Below are 15,545 nucleotides of genomic sequence, written 5' to 3' on the forward strand. Positions count from 1 at the left end.
AGGCGCAAGGGAGACACTCGGGGCTCCCACACGCAGGAGCCCACCCATGACTGCCCGCCCGATCCTCGTTTCCGCCGCCGCCCTCGCCGCCTTCGCGCTCGCCGCCTGCTCGCCCGAGCCGCCGGCCCCGGAACAGCGCGCGTCCACCGACGCCGGCAACGTCGCCACCGCCCCCGCGGGCGGCACCGCCGGCACGCCCGCCGCCGACGCCCCGGGCCTGACCCAGGACTGCGACGCCGATGGCGCGCGGGACCTGGTCGGCCAGGCCTGGAACGACGGCATGCAGGAGCGCGCACGCACCGCCGCCAACGCCCGCACGGTGCGCGTGGTGCGTCCCGACGACGCGGTGACCATGGACTTCCGCGGCGACCGCCTGAACGTGCTGCTCGACGCGGACGACCGCGTCACCGAGGTGGCCTGCAACTAGCGCGGGTCGCCCTTCGGGGCGGGCCGTGGGCGCCGCGGCGCCCGCGGCCCACGCCTCCCACCGCGGACGGCCAGACCGGAGCCGCTCAGGCGACGTCGCCGTCCACGTAAAGCCAGCGCCCGTGCTCGCGTGCGAAGCGGCTGCGTTCCTGCATGCGCTGCACGCGTCCGCCACCGACCCGGAAGCGCGCCACGAACTCCACCACGGCGACGTCGCCCGCGGCCGGCGACGTCGCGGTGACGGCGGCGACCTGCGCACGCACGGCGGCGTCCGCCGGTTCGACGTGGCGCCGGACGTCGAGCCCGAGCCAGGCGGGCCCGTCGGAGAGATCGAGGTCCGCCGGGCAGGTCGCCGGGTGCCAGCTCGCGCGCAGATAGGCCGCGTCGCGCAGCACGTAGGCGCAGTAGCGGGCGCGCATCAGGGCCGCGGCATCCGGCGCGGCCGCGCCCTCGTGCAGCGGACGGCAGCAGGCCGCATGGCCGCGCCCGCTTCCGCAGGGACAGGCGGCGGCGCGCGCGCTCACGCCGTACGCCGCCAGATCAGCAGCGCGTTGTTGGCCGGCATCGGCAGGTCGGCCAGCGGCTGCATGCCGATGGCGCGCGCCAGGGCATCCACCTCGGCGGCATCGCGCAGCCCCTGCTCCGGGTCGCGCGCCCGCAGGGAGGCGTCGAAGGCGGCGTTGCTGTCGCTGGTGAAGCGGCCGTCGCGATTGAACGGGCCGTAGATCGCCAGCACCGCGTCCGCGGCCAGCGTCTGGTCGAGGCCGATGAACATCGCGCGCACCGCGCTCCAGCTCATGATGTGCAGGGTGTTGGCGCTGAAGCAGGCGTCGAACGGCCCGGCGGGCCAGTCGCCCTGGGTCACGTCGAGCACCAGCGGCGGCGGCGTGTTCGGCAGTGCGGCGCTGTCGATCCAGGCGCGGATGCCCGGCAGGTTGTCGGCGACGTCGGAGGCCTGCCACGCGAGGTGCGGCAGCGCTGCGGCGAAATGCACCGCGTGCTCGCCGGTGCCGCTGCCGATCTCGAGCACGCGGCGGCGGTCCGCGAAGGGTGCGCGCAGCCCGGCGAGGATGGGGTCGCGGTTGCGCGCGGTGGCGGGGGCGTGCGGGAGGGACTGGCTCATCGCGCGCAGCATAGCCCCTGCCGCGTTGGCCCCGCGTGCGGGGGGCTCACTACACTGTCCTGCCACCCGCCTTGCCGCCGCCCATGCCCGACGACCGCTACCGCCTCTACTCCACGGCCGACCTCGCGCCCGTGCTCGACCACATGGCGCGCCAGACCGTCGCCCTACTCGACGACACGCCGACCGTGCTGCTGGGCATGCTGCGGCGGGGCGCGCCGCTGGCCGACCGCCTGCTCGACCGCGTGCGCGCGCTCGCACCGGCCGCGCCGGTCGAGCGGCTCGACCTCGAGGTCAAGCGCTACGCGGACACCCTCGAACTGATGCATCCCGAGACCCATCTGAAGGCGCCGCAGGACGCCGCCGCCACCCTGGCCGGTCGCCGCGTCATCGTGGTGGACGACGTGCTCTACCAGGGGCATTCGCTGTTCCGCGTGTTCGCCTGGCTGGCGACGGTGAAGCCTGCCGCGGTGCACGCCGCCGTGCTGGTCGACCGCCAGCGCTACCAGTTGCCGGTGCGCGCGGACATCGTCGGCGTCACCCTCAAGATCGCCCCGGGCGACGTCATCGAGTGCAACGTTCCGCCCTACGAGGACGAGTTCGCGGTCGACCTCTGGCGCCCGGCGGCAGGCTGAGCCGCGCGTGGGCCGCATCCACGACGACGATCCCGCGACCCCGGGCGACCGCATCGCCGCCGCGGTCGGCTCCATCCCCTTCTCCGCCGCGACCGCGCTGCTGTTCGCATGGCTGCTGCCCGGCCTGCTGCCGGCCTGCGCGCTCTATGCCTTCGTCCTCGCCGTCTCCCTGCTCGGCCTGCTCCTGCCGCGCCTGGTCCCGGAACTGTTCGGCAACGTCTGGGACCTGCTCTGGGGAATGATGCGGCGCTGGTAGCCGCCGGCGTCGCGGCGCGTCCCACATCCCGCAGGGCCGATAGAAGCGCTGCCGCTCCGGCGACGCCAGGACAGCTCTCCTGACGTGTCCGGTCGCGACCGGACGCGCAACCGCGATGGCGCATCGCAGCAGGACCTTCCCGCAAGGCATTGATCCGCTTCGTATCCGCGGTGGCGCCCCGTCCCGGAACGCGCTCTTTTTGACAGCGCTGTCATGCATCCGTACAAGCGCTCCCGAACCGGCCGGCCTGTCCTGCCGACTCCGCATCACACGCTTGGAGAACACGATGAGCCAGCACCTCCCGCACCGCACGCTCGCGACCACGATCGCCGCCGCACTCGCCGCCTGGGTTCCTGCGACCCAGGCGCAACAGGCCGCGACCTCCGAAGGCGAGGCGCAGGCGCGGACGCTCGATACGGTGATCGTCACCGTCGAGCGGCGCGAGCAGGACCTGCAGAAGTACGCGGGCACGGCGCAGGCCATCGAGCAGGACGAGATCCGCCAGCTCGGCATCAACAACGAACTGCGCAACCTTCAGGCACTGGTTCCGGGCATGAGCATGTCCAACCAGGAAGGCAACCTCGAGATCTTCATCCGCGGCGTGGGCTCCGCGAACAACACGGAGCTCGGCGATCCCGGCGCGGCACCGCACATCAACGGCGCCTACATCCCGCGTCCGCGCGGCCTCGGCGGCATGTTCTTCGACCTCGAGCGGGTCGAGATCAACAAGGGACCGCAGGGTACGCTGCGTGGCCGCAACGCGCTCGCGGGCACGCTCAACATCGTCACCCGCCGCCCCGACTTCCACGACTTCGGCGGCTACGCGCAGCTCGAGGTCGGCAACCGCGGCCACCAGGCCGGCGAGTTCGCGCTGAACCTCCCGATGGGCGGCGTCGCCGGCCTGCGCGTGGCCGGCTACAGCGTCGAGAAGGATTCCTCCTTCGAGAATGCCGGCGCCTCGCAGCACCTCGAGCCGGCGGGCATCCAGGACGAGCAGGGCGGACGCGTGTCGTTCCTGTACGACGCAGGCGAGGGCCTGACGGTCTTCGCGATGGCGGACATGGGCAAGGAAGGCGGCACCGGCTACCCGGGCGCCAACATCTACACTGCCGCGCGCGCCGGCTACACGCCCGACGACCTGGACCTGCGCAAGGTCATCTACCGCGGTCCGCAGGGCGTGCTCGACAGCACCAACTGGGGCGCGATGACCAGCATCGGCTACGACTTCGGCCCGGTCGCGCTCGAGTACAACGCCAGCTACCGCGACGTCGACTACCAGCAGACCAACGCCGCCAGCGACGGCATCTACTGGCCGGGCCGCAACATCGCGCCGGTCTCGCCGACCAATCCCGACGGCATCGACTACGACCTCTACTCCACCAACTACTGGCAGACCCAGTCGCAGTCGCAGGTGCACGAGCTGCGCCTGTCCTCCGCCGACGACACCCGCCTGCGCTGGACCACCGGCCTGTTCCACTTCGAGGAAGACCAGCAGGTGGGCTACCTGTCGCTGGTCGACAAGGGCCGCTGGTACTCGGGCACCGAGTTCACCATGCCCGAGGTCAAGGGCCGCTCCAGCGCGATCTTCGCCGACGGCACCTTCGACCTCGACGAGCGCACCCGCCTCAAGGGCGGCCTGCGCTACAGCCGCGAGTTCAAGTCGCGCTACGGCATCGGCGGCAACTGGGCGCTGGGCCTTCCGGGCGTGGGCGGCGACTTCGCCACCCGCCTGGGCACGCCGGGCTTCGAGCCGGCCCTGCTCAAGCGCCCGAACTTCGACGTGGGCGGCCTGACCTCGCAGGCCGATCTGGCGCGCTTCCTCCTGCAGGGCATCCTGCGCGAGGGCGGCAACGACACCATCGGCCAGCAGATCGGCGGCGTCGCCAACGGCGGCGACTTCGGCTGCGTCGACCGCCCCGACATCGGCGGCGACACCATCGACTGCCCCTACGAGTCGTGGGTCCAGGTCAGCGGGATTCCCGGCCAGCAATTCGGCGAGAGCCGCTTCAGCTTCACCGACTGGCGCGTGGGCGTGGAGCACGACCTCTCGCCCGACCACATGGTCTACGCGACCGTCTCCAGCGGACACAAGGCCGGCGGCTTCAACGACACCTTCGACCCCGAGGACATCCCCGAGACCTTCCGCCCGGAGTCCATCGTGGCCTGGGAGATCGGCAGCAAGTCGAGCCACCGCTGGTTCGGCCGGCCGTCGACGTTCAACATCAGCGCCTTCTACTACGACTACACCGACCAGGTCTTCCAGGACCTCGCAGTGATCGCGGTGAACCAAGACGGCGAGGCGACGGGCTTCTCGCTGGTCAACCGCAACGTCGGCGAGTCGGCCATCTGGGGTGTCGAGGCGGAAAGCGTGATGCGCTTCGGCGGCGGCTTCATGCTCAACCTCAACGCGCTCTACTTGAACAGCGAGATCAAGGAAGGCACGGTCGCCGACGTGCGCAGCCAGAACCACGATGCCGGCGGCATCACCTCGCTGATCGACCTGTCGGGCAACGAACTGCCGCTGGCCTCGAAGCTGACCTTCAACGTGCGCCTGCAGCAGACGATCGAGGTCGCCGCGGGCACGTTCGACTGGCAGCTGCTGGCCGCCTACCGCTCCGCGTACTACCTGACCCAGTACAACAACCGCGACGTGGTCTACATCTCCGATACCGCCGGCACCGTCGACCGGATCGAGGATGCGGCGACCGCCGGCTTCCCCGACCGCCAGCGCGGCGAGACCACGCTCAATGCCGGCATCGGCTTCACCACGCTCAGCGGCGCATGGCGGTTCGAGGCGTGGGGCAGCAACCTGCTCGACAACGACGTGTCGCAGAAGGCACTGGTGGGCTCCGGCATCAACGTGCGCTTCCTCAACGACGCCCGCAGCTACGGCCTGCGCGCACGCTACCAGTTCTGAGGAGGACCACGGCGTCGCGCCCCGGGCGTCCTGCCCGTGGCGCACGCCCGGACCACCGCGCCACGCCGCCGTGCGCATGACGGCTTCCGGCAGCGCTCTACGCCGTCGCCGTCTCCCTCACCCCCATCCCGGCCTTCCCCCGCAAACGGGGGAAGGAGCGCGCTCGGTGAGCAGCGAGAGATGAGACGTGGGAAGTGAGGGAACGCGCATCTGCCCCCCCCTCGTTCCTCACTCCTCCTCGTTCGCTTCTCCAGCGACAGGCACGACCCGCAGCACACGCCCGGCCTCCTCGTCGGTGAGCAGCCAGAGCGCGCCGTCCGGCGCCTGGCGGACGTCGCGGATGCGGGCGCCCAGCTCCGCGAACAGCACCTCCTGTCCTGCCTCGGCGCCGTCGCGCAGGCGGACGCGGCGCACGCTCTTCTCGGCCAGGGTCGGCAGGAAGAAGTCGCCCCGCCACTGCGGGAACAGGCCGCCCGTGTAGTGCAGCAGGCCGGCGGGCGCGATGGAGGGCGTCCACTGCACCACCGGCTGCTCCATCCCGGGCAGTTCGGTATAGGGCGAGATCCGCGCCCAGGTGTAGTCCACGCCGTGGGTGACCAGGGGCCAGCCGTAGTTGGCGCCCGGCACGATGCGGTTGAGTTCGTCGCCGCCGCGCGGGCCGTGCTCGCTCGCCCAGACCTGGCCGTCCACCACCGCTATGCCCTGCACGTTGCGATGGCCGAGGCTGTAGATCTCGCGCGCCGCGTCGCTGCGATCGGCGAAGGGGTTGTCGCCGGGCACGGCGCCGTCGCGGGTCAGCCGCACCAGCTTGCCGAGGTGGTTGGCGGGGTTCTGCGCTTCCTCGCGCAGCACGAAGGCGTCGCCCAGCGTCAGCACCAGGGTCTCGTCGGGCAGGAAGGCGATGCGGCCGCCGTAGTGCGAGTCCCCGGCCTTGGCCGGCAGGGCATCGAACAGCACGCGCGCGCCGTGCAGGCGCTCGCCGTCCCAGCGCGCGCGCACCAGCCGCGTGTTGTTGGCGGGCGTGGTGCCGTAGGCATGGGTCAGGTAGACGAAGCCGTTCTCCTCGAAGCGCGGATCGAGCGCGACCTCCATCAGCCCGGTCTGGCGGCCGACGTGGATGTCCCCGGGCACGCCCTCGACCGGGGCGGGCTGCAGCCGGCCGTCGCGGATCAGCCGCAGGCGCCCGACGCGCTCGGTGACCAGCACGTCGCCGCCGGGCAGGAAGGCGAGCGACCAGGGATACTCCAGCCCCTCGGCCACCGTTTCGATCCGGTAGGCATCGCGGGCCTGCGCGGGCGCGAAGGCCAGACATGCCATGCACAGCAACAGCGCGACGGTACGCGACGACATCGGTGCCTCCATGTTCGGGATGCGCGACCATAGCAGCCCGGCGCGTCGTGGCACCGCCAATGCAGGAGACCTCATGACCCGACCCGGCCGCATCCTCGTCGCCTTCGTCCTCGCCGTACTGACCGCGACCGTGCTCGGCTCGCTGGTGGAGACCCAGGTGAACCTGGCCGCCCTGGCGGCGCTGGGCCTGGACATCCCCGCCGGCGACCGCCTGCGCACGACGCTCGACGACCTCGCCGGCTTCACCCGCACGCTCGCGCCCATCGCGCTGGCGGTGCTGCTGCTCGCCCTGCCGGTGGCCACCTGGATCGCGCGCCGCGCCGGCCGCGGGCGCGTGCTGCTGTGCACGCTCGGCGCCGGGCTGGGCTTCCTCGTCGGGGTCCGGATCGTGGACGCGCTCGCGCCCATGCCGACGCTGATCGCGGCGACCCGCGGGCTCGGCGGGACCCTGCTGATGGCGCTCGCGCTGGCGCTCGGCGGCCTGGTGTTCGCCCTGGTCTCCCGCGCGCCGCGCGGCGCACGCGCCTGAGCGGCGCTCAGCCGCGCTCGGCGCGGCGGTTGCGGCGGTAGACGAGCTGGCCGGCGATGGCGACCAGCAGGATCGCCACGTTGCTGAAGAGGAAGACCCAGTTCTCCAGCAGCCAGCTGTAGACCACGAAGCCCGTGCTGGCCGCGAGCTGCCCCACGAACAGCCACGAGGACACCCCCGCCCCGGTCCGCTCGCGGTACTGCACCCAGACCTGGCGGCCGAGCGTGGCGAGCAGGATGGCGGTGGCGGCCCAGCCGATGGGTTCGGGGGAGAAGCTCATGGAGCGGCCTCGGGGCAATGGACTCGGGGCGGGAAACGCCCCGGCAGCTTGCGGGGCCGCGCATCAGCGGCGCGTTGAGCGATGCCCGATTTCCCTGCCCGCTCCACCTCGCCCGCTCCGTCCCCAGCTCACCTCCCGCGCAACGCCTCCAGGATCCTCCGCCCCGCGCGGCCGTCCTGCTCCATGCCGAGCCGCGCCTGTTCGGCGGCGATGGCGCGGCGGGTGTTGGTGCCGATCATGCCGTCCACCTCCCCGATGTCGTGGCCGCGGTCGAGCAGGAGCTGCTGGAGCGCGCGGCGTTCGACGCGGGACAGGCCGGGGTCGTCGGTCGGCCAGGGTGCCTGGGGGAGGGCCGGGCCGCCGCGCAGGCGCTCGGCGAGGAAGGCGATGGCGAGCGCGTAGCTCTCCGCGGCGTTGTAGGAGTAGATCGCGTCGTAGTTGCGGAACACCAGGAAGGCGGGGCCCTCGCGCCCGGCGGGGATGATCAGGCCGGCGCGGGCGTTCTCGCCGAGCGCGCCCTGCACCAGCGGGCTGCCGTCGAAGCGGACGATGCCGCGCTGCGCCCAGGCCGACAGCGGCTCCTTGTTGCGGCGCCCGTGGCCGGTGGTGTTCATCCCGGCCGGCAGGCGCACCTCGATGCCCCAGGGCTCGCCGCTGCGCCAGCCGGAGGTCCGGAGGTAGTTCGCGGTCGAGGCGAGCGCGTCGGGAATGCTGTTCACCAGGTCGCGGCGGCCGTCGCCGTCGAAGTCCACCGCGATGCGCTGGTAGGTCGAGGGCATGAACTGGGTGTGCCCGAAGGCGCCGGCCCAGGAGCCCGTGATGCCCGGGTCCGCGAGGTCGCCGTCCTGCAGCAGCTTCAGCGTGGCGAACAGCTCGCCGCGGAAGAACGGCTGGCGCCGTCCCTCGCAGGCCAGCGTCGAGAGCGACTGCAGCAGGGGACGCCTGCCGAAGGTGCGGCCGTAGTCGCTCTCCACGCCCCACACCGCCACCACCGTCGCGGGATCGACGCCGTACTCGCGCTCCACGCGCTGCAGCACCTCGCGGTGCTCGGCGAGCATGGCGCGGCCGTCGGCGACGCGCTGCTCGTCCACCAGGCCGGCGAGGTAGTCCCAGATCGGGGTGGTGAACTCGGGCTGCGCGTCCAGGAGGTCGAGCACGCTGCGGTCGGGCACGACGTCGGCCATGAAGCGGTCGAAGCTCTCGCCGCGCACGCCCCGGCCGCCCGCCTCGCCGCGCAGCGTGTCCAGGCACTGCACGAACCGCGGATCGCGCGCCGCGTCCTGCGCGGTGGCGGCGAGCGGGAGGAGGGCCAGGACGAGGGCGGCGGAGCGGGTCGCGGGCATGGCGGCATCGGTCGCGGAGAGGGACGCACACCTTCGCCCAGAACGGGTGAGCGCGTCCTGAGCGGATCTCCACGCGGCGCTGGCGCGAGAGCGGGGAGCATCGGCCGCTCCGCCCCGCCCGGCCGCTCCCGTGTCCGACACGCCCCTCGACTGCCTGATCATCGGCGCCGGCCCCGCGGGGCTGACCGCCGCCACCTACCTCGCGCGCTTCCGGCGCCGTGTCACCCTGGTGAGCGCGGGCGAGAGCCGCGCGCACTACATCCCGGTCAGCCACAACTGCCCCGGCTTCCCCTTCGGCATCTCCGGCACCGACCTCCTGCACAAGCTGCGCCGTCAGGCGGCGGAGTACGGGGTGGAGCCGGTGGACGCCCGCATCGGACGGCTCGCGCGCGACGAGGCCGGCTTCCTCGCCGAGGCGGGCGCGCGCCGCTGGCGGGCGCGCACGGTGCTGATGGCGACCGGCCTGGTCGACCGCATGCCGCCGATCCCGGACCTCGACCGCGGCATCGCCGCCGGGGTGGTGCGCATCTGCGCGATCTGCGACGGCTACGAGGCCAAGGACCACCGCATCGGCGTCTACGGCCCGCCGAAGGGCGTGGTGGGCCACGCGGCCTTCCTGCGCACCTATTCGCGGCGGGTCTCGGCGGTGCTGTCGGAGCCGGGCACGCTGTCCGACGCGGACGCCGGACGGGCGCAGGCGCTGGGCATCGCGGTGCTGCCGCCGCCGACGGCGATCCGCCTGCTCTACGGCGACGACGGCGCGCCGGTCGCCTGCCAGGTCCGCGGCCCGGGCAAGGCCGCGACCTTCGATTCGTTCTACCCGGTGCTCGGTGCGGACGCCAAGGCCGCGCTGGCGCGCTCGGTGGGCGCGGAGGCGGACGAGGCCGGCGAGCTGCTGGTCGACGCGCACCTGCAGACCTCGGTCGAGGGGCTGTACGCGGCCGGCGACGTCGTCAGCGCGCTCAACCAGATCAGCGTCGCGGTGGGCGCCGCGGCGATCGCCGCGACCGCCATCCACAACCGCCTGCCGGGCAACCCGCTGCCGGCGGAGTGAGCGGCCGCGGCGGCGCGCGCCGCGGGCCCTCCAGTACGATGGCGGGTTTCCGGCCGCCAGGATGTCGCGCATGCAGTTCGAAGGTACCGCCCGCTACGTCGCCACGCCCGAGCTGCGGCTCGCGGTGAACGCCGCGATCGCGCTGCAGCGACCGCTGCTGATCAAGGGCGAACCCGGCACCGGCAAGACCCTGCTGGCCGAGGAGGTCGCCGCCGCGCTCGACGCGCCGCTGATCACCTGGCACGTCAAGTCCACCACGCGCGCGCAGCAGGGCCTCTACGAGTACGACGCGGTGAGCCGCCTGCGCGACTCCCAGCTCGGCGACCCGCGCGTGCAGGACGTCGCCAACTACATCCGCCCCGGCAAGCTGTGGGAGGCCTTCGAGAGCGAACGCCGCGCGGTGCTGCTGATCGACGAGATCGACAAGGCCGACCTCGAGTTCCCCAACGACCTGCTGCACGAGCTCGACCGCATGCAGTTCGACGTGTACGAGACCGGGCAGACGGTGCGTGCCCGGCACCGGCCGATCATCCTCATCACCAGCAACAACGAGAAGGAGCTGCCCGACGCCTTCCTGCGCCGCTGCTTCTTCCACTACATCGCCTTCCCGGACGCGGCGACGCTCAAGGCCATCGTCGACGTGCACTTCCCGGACATCGACCAGCGCCTCGTGCACCGCGCGCTGGACGCCTTCTTCGAGCTGCGCGAGGTGCCCGGCCTCAAGAAGAAGCCCTCGACCTCGGAACTGATCGACTGGCTGCGCCTGCTGATGGCCGACCGCCTGAGCGCCGAGGCCCTCGCCGACAAGGACCCCGCCCGCGCCCTCCCACCCCTCGCCGGCGCCCTCATCAAGAACGAGCAGGACCAGCATCTTCTGGAGAGGCTGGCGTTTCTGCATCGGCGGGGAAGGTGAGGCGGGAAGTGGGAATCGGGAATCGGGACCTGGCGTCAGCTGCGGCTCCGGGGGGCCGCGCTTCGTACCGACCGCTGCGTGCAGGTATCGGCGCGGGCGCGGGAAACTGATGTTCCTCAACCTCTTCCACGCGCTGCGCGCCGAACGGGTTCCCGTCACGCCGCGGGAGTGGCTGGACCTGCTGGCGGCGCTGGAGGCCGACCTCGCGCTCGCCGAGCCCGAGGCGTTCTACCCGCTGGCGCGGGCGGTGCTGGTCAAGGACGAACGCCACTACGACCGCTTCGACCGCGCCTTCGGGCGCTGGATCGAGGGCGTGGCGGCGCACGCCGGACCGGAGGCCGCGATCCCCGAGGACTGGCTGCGCCAGGCGCTCGGGCGCGACCTCAGCGACGAGGAGAAGGCGCGCGTGCAGGCGCTCGGCGGGCTGGAGCGGCTGATGGAGGAGTTCCGCAGGCGCCTCGCCGAGCAGAGGGAGCGCCACGCCGGCGGCAGCAAGTGGATCGGCACCGGCGGCACCAGCCCCTTCGGCGCCGGCGGCTACCACCCCGAGGGCATGCGCGTCGGTCCGCAGGGCGGCGGGCGCAGCGCGGTGAAGGTGTGGGACCAGCGCCAGTTCCGCGCCCTCGACGGCGATGCCGCGCTCTCGCCGCGCAACATCAAGATGGCCCTGCGCCGGCTCCGCCGCTTCGCCCGCGAGGGCGCGGCCGAGGAGTTCGACCTCGACGCCACCGTCGCGGCGACCGCGCGCGGCGGCGGCCTGCTCGACGTGCGCATGCGCCCGGAACGGCACAACGCGGTGAGCGTGCTGCTGTTCCTCGACATCGGCGGCTCCATGGACGACCACGTGCACGCGGCCGAGGCGCTGTTCGGCGCGGCGAAGTCGGAGTTCAAGCGGCTGGAACACTTCTACTTCCACAACTTCGTCTACGACTTCGTGTGGAAGGACGAGCGCAGGGTCGACACCGGCCGCGTCGACACCTTCGAGGTGCTGCGCCGCTACCACCCGGAGCACAGGGTGGTGTTCGTGGGCGACGCCGCGATGAGTCCCTACGAGATCAGCCACGCCGGCGGCAGCAGCGAGTACTGGAACGAGGAGCCCGGCGCGACCTGGTTCGGCCGCATCCACGCGCACTTCCGCAAGGTGGCCTGGATCAATCCGGTGCCCCGCGAGCGCTGGGACCACACCCAGTCCACCGCCATGGTGCGCCAGCTCGTCGACGACCACATGTATCCCCTCACGCCCGACGGCCTCGCCGCGGCGATGCGCTTCCTGGCGAAGTAGCGGCTGCTGAGGAGTGAGTGGGGAGGAGTGAGAAACGAGAACGAGCATCCCGCACCGTCTCCCGCTTCCATTCCTCATCCCCCGCACCTCGCCGAGAGAACCTCCACGTCTGCGCGACCGACTCCTTCCCCGCCTGCGGGGGAAGGCTGGGATGGGGGTGAGCGCGCGCAGCGCGTGCCTGTCTTCATGCGGCGACCGGACACGCTCCCGCGGACAACGCTCGCCTGCTCTCCCGCGCGCCTGTGATGGCCGGCTGGTTTGAGGCCGGGAAGGACAACCGCACAAGGCAGAAGCGCCCCCTCCCCAACCCTCCCCCGCTTCGCAGGGGAGGGAGCTGCCGGCGCTTTGTAGGACGTGGCAAAGAACGATGGCCAAGGAGTTGATGGGTGAGGGTGACGCTTCCACCTCGTGTCCGGGCTGTACACGCAGGGGAGCGAGCGGTCAGGCGCCTGAGAAGTGTGCGGGGACGTGAGGAGCGGGCGCGGGCAGCGGCGCGGAGTGTGCGCAGAGACGCGAGGAACGAGCACAGGCAGCCGCGCGCTTCCCCTCGTTTCCCACTCCTCATGCCGCACTCCTCGCACGACGCTCCTTCCCCCGCCTGCGGGGGAAGGCTGGGATGGGGGTGAGCGCGCGCAGCGCGTGCCTGTCTTCATGCGGCGACCGAACACGCTCCCGCGGACAACGCTCGCCTGCTCTCCCGCGCGCCTGCAATGCCCGGCTTGTTCGAGGCCGGAAGGACAGCCGCACAAGGCAGAAGCGCCCCCTCCCCAACCCTCCCCCGCTTCGCAGGGGAGGGAGCGGTCAGGCGCCTGAGGAGCGTGCGGGGACGTGAGGAACGCGCGGAGGCGGCGGCGCAGAGTGAGCACAGAGACGCCAGGAACGAACGCAGGCAGTCGCGGCGAGTGAGTACAGACGTGAGGAACGAGCGCGGGCAGTCGCGCGTTTCCCTCGTTTCCCACTCCTCATGCCGCACTCCTCGCACGACGCGCTCCTTCCCCCGCCTGCGGGGGAAGGCTGGGATGGGGGTGAGCGCGCGCAGCGCGTGCTTGTCTTCGTTCGGCGACCGGACACGCTCCCGCGGACAACGCTCGCCTGCTCTCGCACTCACCTGCGATGCTGGCTGGTTCGAGGGCGGGAAGGACAGCCGCACAAGGCAGAAGCGCCCCCTCCCCAACCCTCCCCGCTTCGCAGGGGAGGGGGCGGTCAGGCGCCTGAGGAGTGTGCGGGGACGTGAGGAACGCGCGGAGGCGGCGGCGCAGAGTGAGTACTGAAACGCGAGGAACAGCGCAGGGCAGCCGCGCGTTTCCTCGTTTTTCACTCCCGACGCCTCACTCCTCCGACACGCGGCTCACGGCCGGAACACGCTCCGCATGCAGCCCTGGTCCTTGTGCTTGAACAGGGCGTAGCCGCGGGGGCCGTCCTCGAGACTCATGGGGTGGGTGAGCAGGCAGGAGGGGTCCAGCTCGCCCCTGCGGATGTGCTCGAACAGGCGCGGCGCATAGCGCTGGCCCGGCATCTGGCCCGACTTCACGGTCAGTGCCTTGTTGACGATGGCGCCGATCGGGAACTTGTCCATCAGCCCGCCGTAGACGCCCAGCACCGAGACGGTGCCGCGCTTGCGCACGGCGCGGATCGCCTGGCGCAGGGCGGTGCCGCGCTCGGTGTGCAGGCGCAGCTGCTGCTTCGTCCTGTCGTAGAGATCCTGGATGCCGGTACCGTGCGCCTCCATGCCGACGCAGTCGATGCAGCGGTCGGGGCCGCGCCCGCCGGTCAGCTCCAGCAGGGCCTCGTGCACGTCGAAGCGGGTGTAGTCGAGGGTGATGGCGCCGCCCTTCTCCTCGGCCATCCTCAGGCGCTCGGGAAAGCGGTCGATGGCGACGACGCGCTCGGCGCCCAGCAGGTAGGCGCTGCGGATGGCCATCTGGCCGACGCCGCCGCAGCCCCACACGGCCACGGTGTCGCCCGGTTCGATGTCGGCGATGTCGGCGCCGAAGTAGCCGGTGGGTGCCGCGTCCGACACGAACAGCGCCTTCTCGTCGGGGATGTCCTCGGGCACCTTGAAGGCGTTGACGTCGGCATACGGCACGCGCACGTAGGTGGCGTGGCTGCCGGCGTAGCCGCCGAAGGCGTGGCTGTAGCCGAAGATGCCCGTGCAGCCATGCCCGTAGGCGATCTCGGTCGCGCTCGGCTTGGGGTTGGAGTTGTCGCAGCAGTTGAACTCCTCGCGCCGGCAGTACTGGCACTCGCCGCAGCCGATGATGGAGATGGTGATGACGCGGTCGCCCTTCTTCAGGTTCCTGACCGCGCGGCCGACCTCGACCACCTCGCCGAGGAACTCGTGCCCGAGGATGTCGCCCGGCTTCATCGCCGGCACGTAGCCGTCGACCAGGTGCAGGTCCGACCCGCACACCGACGACAGGATGGTCCGCACGACCACGTCCCTGGGATTGACGATCCCGGGATCCGGGACCGTCTCGACGTTGAGCAGGTTCGGGCCGTTCCAGACGAGGGCGCGCATCAGGGTCCCTCCTTCCGGTCGGCCTCGGCGACGGCGTCGCCACTGGCCACCAGCGCCCGATCGTGCCCGGCCGGCCGCGGTGCGGCCTCCTCGCTGCGCATCTCCGACGTCGCGATCTCGCCGGTCTCCACCAGTTGCTTGAAGCGGCGCAGGTCGTCGCGCGCCAGCGTCTCGGGATCGGTGCGGAACAGCTTGGCCAGCAGGTGGCCGAAGGTGCCGCCCGGCGGTTCGTAGGCGATCACGCTCTGCACCTCGGTGCCGCGCCCGTTCGGCGCGTCGCGGAAGGCCACCCAGCCGCTGGTGCGGATCTCGGCCGCGTCGTCCGAGCGCCAGGCGATGCGCTCGTTCTCGACGTCCTCGGTGATCTCCGCGGTCCAGGACACGATGTGCCCCTCAGGGCCGCTGACCGTCCAGCGCGACCGGGTGTCGTCGATCACCTCGATGTCCTCGAGGTGCTCCATGAAGCGCGGCAGGTTGGAGAAGTCGCGCCACAGGGCGTACAGCTCGGCGCGTGGCCTGGCGATGGTGACGCTGCGCGTGGCGACCTTGGCCGAGGACCAGCCCTGCTCCTCGCGCACCTGCGCGGCGTAGGGGCGGCTCCCGCCCTCCAGCGCGCGCTTCAGGGCGCAGCGGCCGGTGACGCCACGGTGGATCAGCGCGGCGCCGGCCGCGAGGCGCAGCAGACCGCCCACGCCACCGCGACGCAGGCCGCCCAGGGCGGCGATGGTGCCGAGCGCGAGCGAGGCGGTGCGCTCCACGCCCTGGACGTTGATGGGGACGTCGCCGCTCGACGCGCGCGCGGCGACCAGCTCTTCGGTGCGGGGGGAAGCGGCCATGCAGGTTCTCCGTCGTGCGTGATGCGGTGCGCCCTGCGCACCGCCGGGGAACGCCGACCCTAGTCCCCGCGCGGCGAGCGCAACGT

General features: G+C 72.1%; 15 protein-coding genes. 8 read left to right on the top strand and 7 right to left on the bottom strand.

Features of this window, described 5'->3' with window-relative positions; all coding sequences use genetic code 11:
* Positions 1–46: 46 nt before the first annotated feature.
* Positions 47–427 carry an I78 family peptidase inhibitor gene (locus ACFO3Q_RS09555; RefSeq protein WP_377004445.1) on the top strand — a complete coding sequence of 127 codons (381 nt, stop codon included), beginning with the start codon at positions 47–49 and terminating at the stop codon, positions 425–427.
* 85 nt (positions 428–512) lie between these two features.
* Here the strand turns inward: ACFO3Q_RS09555 and ACFO3Q_RS09560 are convergent, their stop codons facing one another.
* On the bottom strand, positions 513–950 hold the full coding sequence (locus tag ACFO3Q_RS09560) for a YchJ family protein (protein WP_377004446.1): 438 nt from the start codon (positions 948–950) through the stop codon (positions 513–515).
* Positions 947–1,549, bottom strand: coding sequence for a DUF938 domain-containing protein (locus ACFO3Q_RS09565; protein ID WP_377004447.1), 603 nt, complete (start codon positions 1,547–1,549; stop codon positions 947–949). Before ACFO3Q_RS09565 ends, ACFO3Q_RS09560 begins: the two co-directional genes overlap by 4 nt.
* Positions 1,550–1,632: 83 nt before the next feature.
* Between ACFO3Q_RS09565 and ACFO3Q_RS09570 the strand changes: the two genes are divergently transcribed.
* The 3 genes from ACFO3Q_RS09570 (at position 1,633) to ACFO3Q_RS09580 (ending at position 5,354) form a co-directional block, all read left to right on the top strand.
* A complete protein-coding gene (locus tag ACFO3Q_RS09570) occupies positions 1,633–2,181 on the top strand; it encodes a phosphoribosyltransferase family protein (protein WP_377004448.1) in 549 nt (182 codons plus the stop codon).
* Positions 2,182–2,188: 7 nt separating this feature from the next.
* Positions 2,189–2,437, top strand: coding sequence for a hypothetical protein (locus ACFO3Q_RS09575; protein WP_377004449.1), 249 nt, complete (start codon positions 2,189–2,191; stop codon positions 2,435–2,437).
* A gap of 286 nt (positions 2,438–2,723) precedes the next feature.
* On the top strand, positions 2,724–5,354 hold the full coding sequence (locus ACFO3Q_RS09580) for a TonB-dependent receptor (RefSeq protein WP_377004451.1): 2,631 nt from the start codon (positions 2,724–2,726) through the stop codon (positions 5,352–5,354).
* A gap of 228 nt (positions 5,355–5,582) precedes the next feature.
* Here the strand turns inward: ACFO3Q_RS09580 and ACFO3Q_RS09585 are convergent, their stop codons facing one another.
* Complete coding sequence (locus ACFO3Q_RS09585) at positions 5,583–6,704, bottom strand: PQQ-dependent sugar dehydrogenase (protein WP_377004452.1); 1,122 nt, start codon at positions 6,702–6,704, stop codon at positions 5,583–5,585.
* Between the two features lie 73 nt (positions 6,705–6,777).
* Here ACFO3Q_RS09585 and ACFO3Q_RS09590 point away from each other — a divergent pair, with 73 nt between their 5' ends.
* Positions 6,778–7,233 (top strand): hypothetical protein, encoded by a 456-nt coding sequence (locus ACFO3Q_RS09590; protein WP_377004453.1) that lies wholly within the window; start codon positions 6,778–6,780, stop codon positions 7,231–7,233.
* A gap of 7 nt (positions 7,234–7,240) precedes the next feature.
* Here ACFO3Q_RS09590 and ACFO3Q_RS09595 read toward each other — a convergent pair whose 3' ends face one another.
* Complete coding sequence (locus tag ACFO3Q_RS09595; protein ID WP_377004454.1) at positions 7,241–7,513, bottom strand: hypothetical protein; 273 nt, start codon at positions 7,511–7,513, stop codon at positions 7,241–7,243.
* 128 nt (positions 7,514–7,641) lie between these two features.
* Positions 7,642–8,856, bottom strand: a complete 1,215-nt coding sequence (locus ACFO3Q_RS09600) for a lytic murein transglycosylase (RefSeq protein WP_377004455.1) — start codon at positions 8,854–8,856, stop codon at positions 7,642–7,644.
* A gap of 130 nt (positions 8,857–8,986) precedes the next feature.
* Between ACFO3Q_RS09600 and ACFO3Q_RS09605 the strand changes: the two genes are divergently transcribed.
* From ACFO3Q_RS09605 to ACFO3Q_RS09615, 3 genes are all read left to right on the top strand, one after another.
* Complete coding sequence (locus ACFO3Q_RS09605; protein ID WP_377004456.1) at positions 8,987–9,910, top strand: NAD(P)/FAD-dependent oxidoreductase; 924 nt, start codon at positions 8,987–8,989, stop codon at positions 9,908–9,910.
* A gap of 70 nt (positions 9,911–9,980) precedes the next feature.
* A complete protein-coding gene (locus ACFO3Q_RS09610; protein ID WP_377004457.1) occupies positions 9,981–10,823 on the top strand; it encodes an AAA family ATPase in 843 nt (280 codons plus the stop codon).
* Between the two features lie 109 nt (positions 10,824–10,932).
* Positions 10,933–12,105 (top strand): vWA domain-containing protein, encoded by a 1,173-nt coding sequence (locus tag ACFO3Q_RS09615; RefSeq protein WP_377004458.1) that lies wholly within the window; start codon positions 10,933–10,935, stop codon positions 12,103–12,105.
* Positions 12,106–13,453: 1,348 nt separating this feature from the next.
* Here the strand turns inward: ACFO3Q_RS09615 and ACFO3Q_RS09620 are convergent.
* Together ACFO3Q_RS09620 and ACFO3Q_RS09625 are read right to left on the bottom strand one after the other, a co-directional pair.
* The gene (locus tag ACFO3Q_RS09620; RefSeq protein ID WP_377004459.1) at positions 13,454–14,623 is read right to left on the bottom strand and encodes a zinc-dependent alcohol dehydrogenase; all 1,170 of its coding nucleotides are present in this window, start codon (positions 14,621–14,623) and stop codon (positions 13,454–13,456) included.
* The gene (locus tag ACFO3Q_RS09625; protein WP_377004460.1) at positions 14,623–15,459 is read right to left on the bottom strand and encodes an SRPBCC family protein; all 837 of its coding nucleotides are present in this window, start codon (positions 15,457–15,459) and stop codon (positions 14,623–14,625) included. Before ACFO3Q_RS09625 ends, ACFO3Q_RS09620 begins: the two co-directional genes overlap by 1 nt.
* Between the last annotated feature and the right edge of the window lie 86 nt (positions 15,460–15,545).

Source organism: Coralloluteibacterium thermophilum, assembly GCF_042654365.1.
In the GTDB taxonomy this organism is placed as follows: Bacteria; Pseudomonadota; Gammaproteobacteria; order Xanthomonadales; family Xanthomonadaceae; genus Coralloluteibacterium; species Coralloluteibacterium thermophilum.

What these genes read in the sequence shown, in the direction of transcription:
- ACFO3Q_RS09595 (WP_377004454.1), bottom strand. Translation starts at nt 7,513, where the DNA reads ATGAGCTTCTCCCCCGAACCCATCGGCTGGGCCGCCACCGCCATCCTG.
- ACFO3Q_RS09590 (WP_377004453.1), top strand. Translation starts at nt 6,778, where the DNA reads ATGACCCGACCCGGCCGCATCCTCGTCGCCTTCGTCCTCGCCGTACTG.
- ACFO3Q_RS09615 (WP_377004458.1), top strand. Translation starts at nt 10,933, where the DNA reads ATGTTCCTCAACCTCTTCCACGCGCTGCGCGCCGAACGGGTTCCCGTC.
- ACFO3Q_RS09600 (WP_377004455.1), bottom strand. Translation starts at nt 8,856, where the DNA reads ATGCCCGCGACCCGCTCCGCCGCCCTCGTCCTGGCCCTCCTCCCGCTC.
- ACFO3Q_RS09610 (WP_377004457.1), top strand. Translation starts at nt 9,981, where the DNA reads ATGCAGTTCGAAGGTACCGCCCGCTACGTCGCCACGCCCGAGCTGCGG.
- ACFO3Q_RS09620 (WP_377004459.1), bottom strand. Translation starts at nt 14,623, where the DNA reads ATGCGCGCCCTCGTCTGGAACGGCCCGAACCTGCTCAACGTCGAGACG.
- ACFO3Q_RS09625 (WP_377004460.1), bottom strand. Translation starts at nt 15,459, where the DNA reads ATGGCCGCTTCCCCCCGCACCGAAGAGCTGGTCGCCGCGCGCGCGTCG.
- ACFO3Q_RS09570 (WP_377004448.1), top strand. Translation starts at nt 1,633, where the DNA reads ATGCCCGACGACCGCTACCGCCTCTACTCCACGGCCGACCTCGCGCCC.
- ACFO3Q_RS09580 (WP_377004451.1), top strand. Translation starts at nt 2,724, where the DNA reads ATGAGCCAGCACCTCCCGCACCGCACGCTCGCGACCACGATCGCCGCC.
- ACFO3Q_RS09565 (WP_377004447.1), bottom strand. Translation starts at nt 1,549, where the DNA reads ATGAGCCAGTCCCTCCCGCACGCCCCCGCCACCGCGCGCAACCGCGAC.
- ACFO3Q_RS09555 (WP_377004445.1), top strand. Translation starts at nt 47, where the DNA reads ATGACTGCCCGCCCGATCCTCGTTTCCGCCGCCGCCCTCGCCGCCTTC.
- ACFO3Q_RS09585 (WP_377004452.1), bottom strand. Translation starts at nt 6,704, where the DNA reads ATGTCGTCGCGTACCGTCGCGCTGTTGCTGTGCATGGCATGTCTGGCC.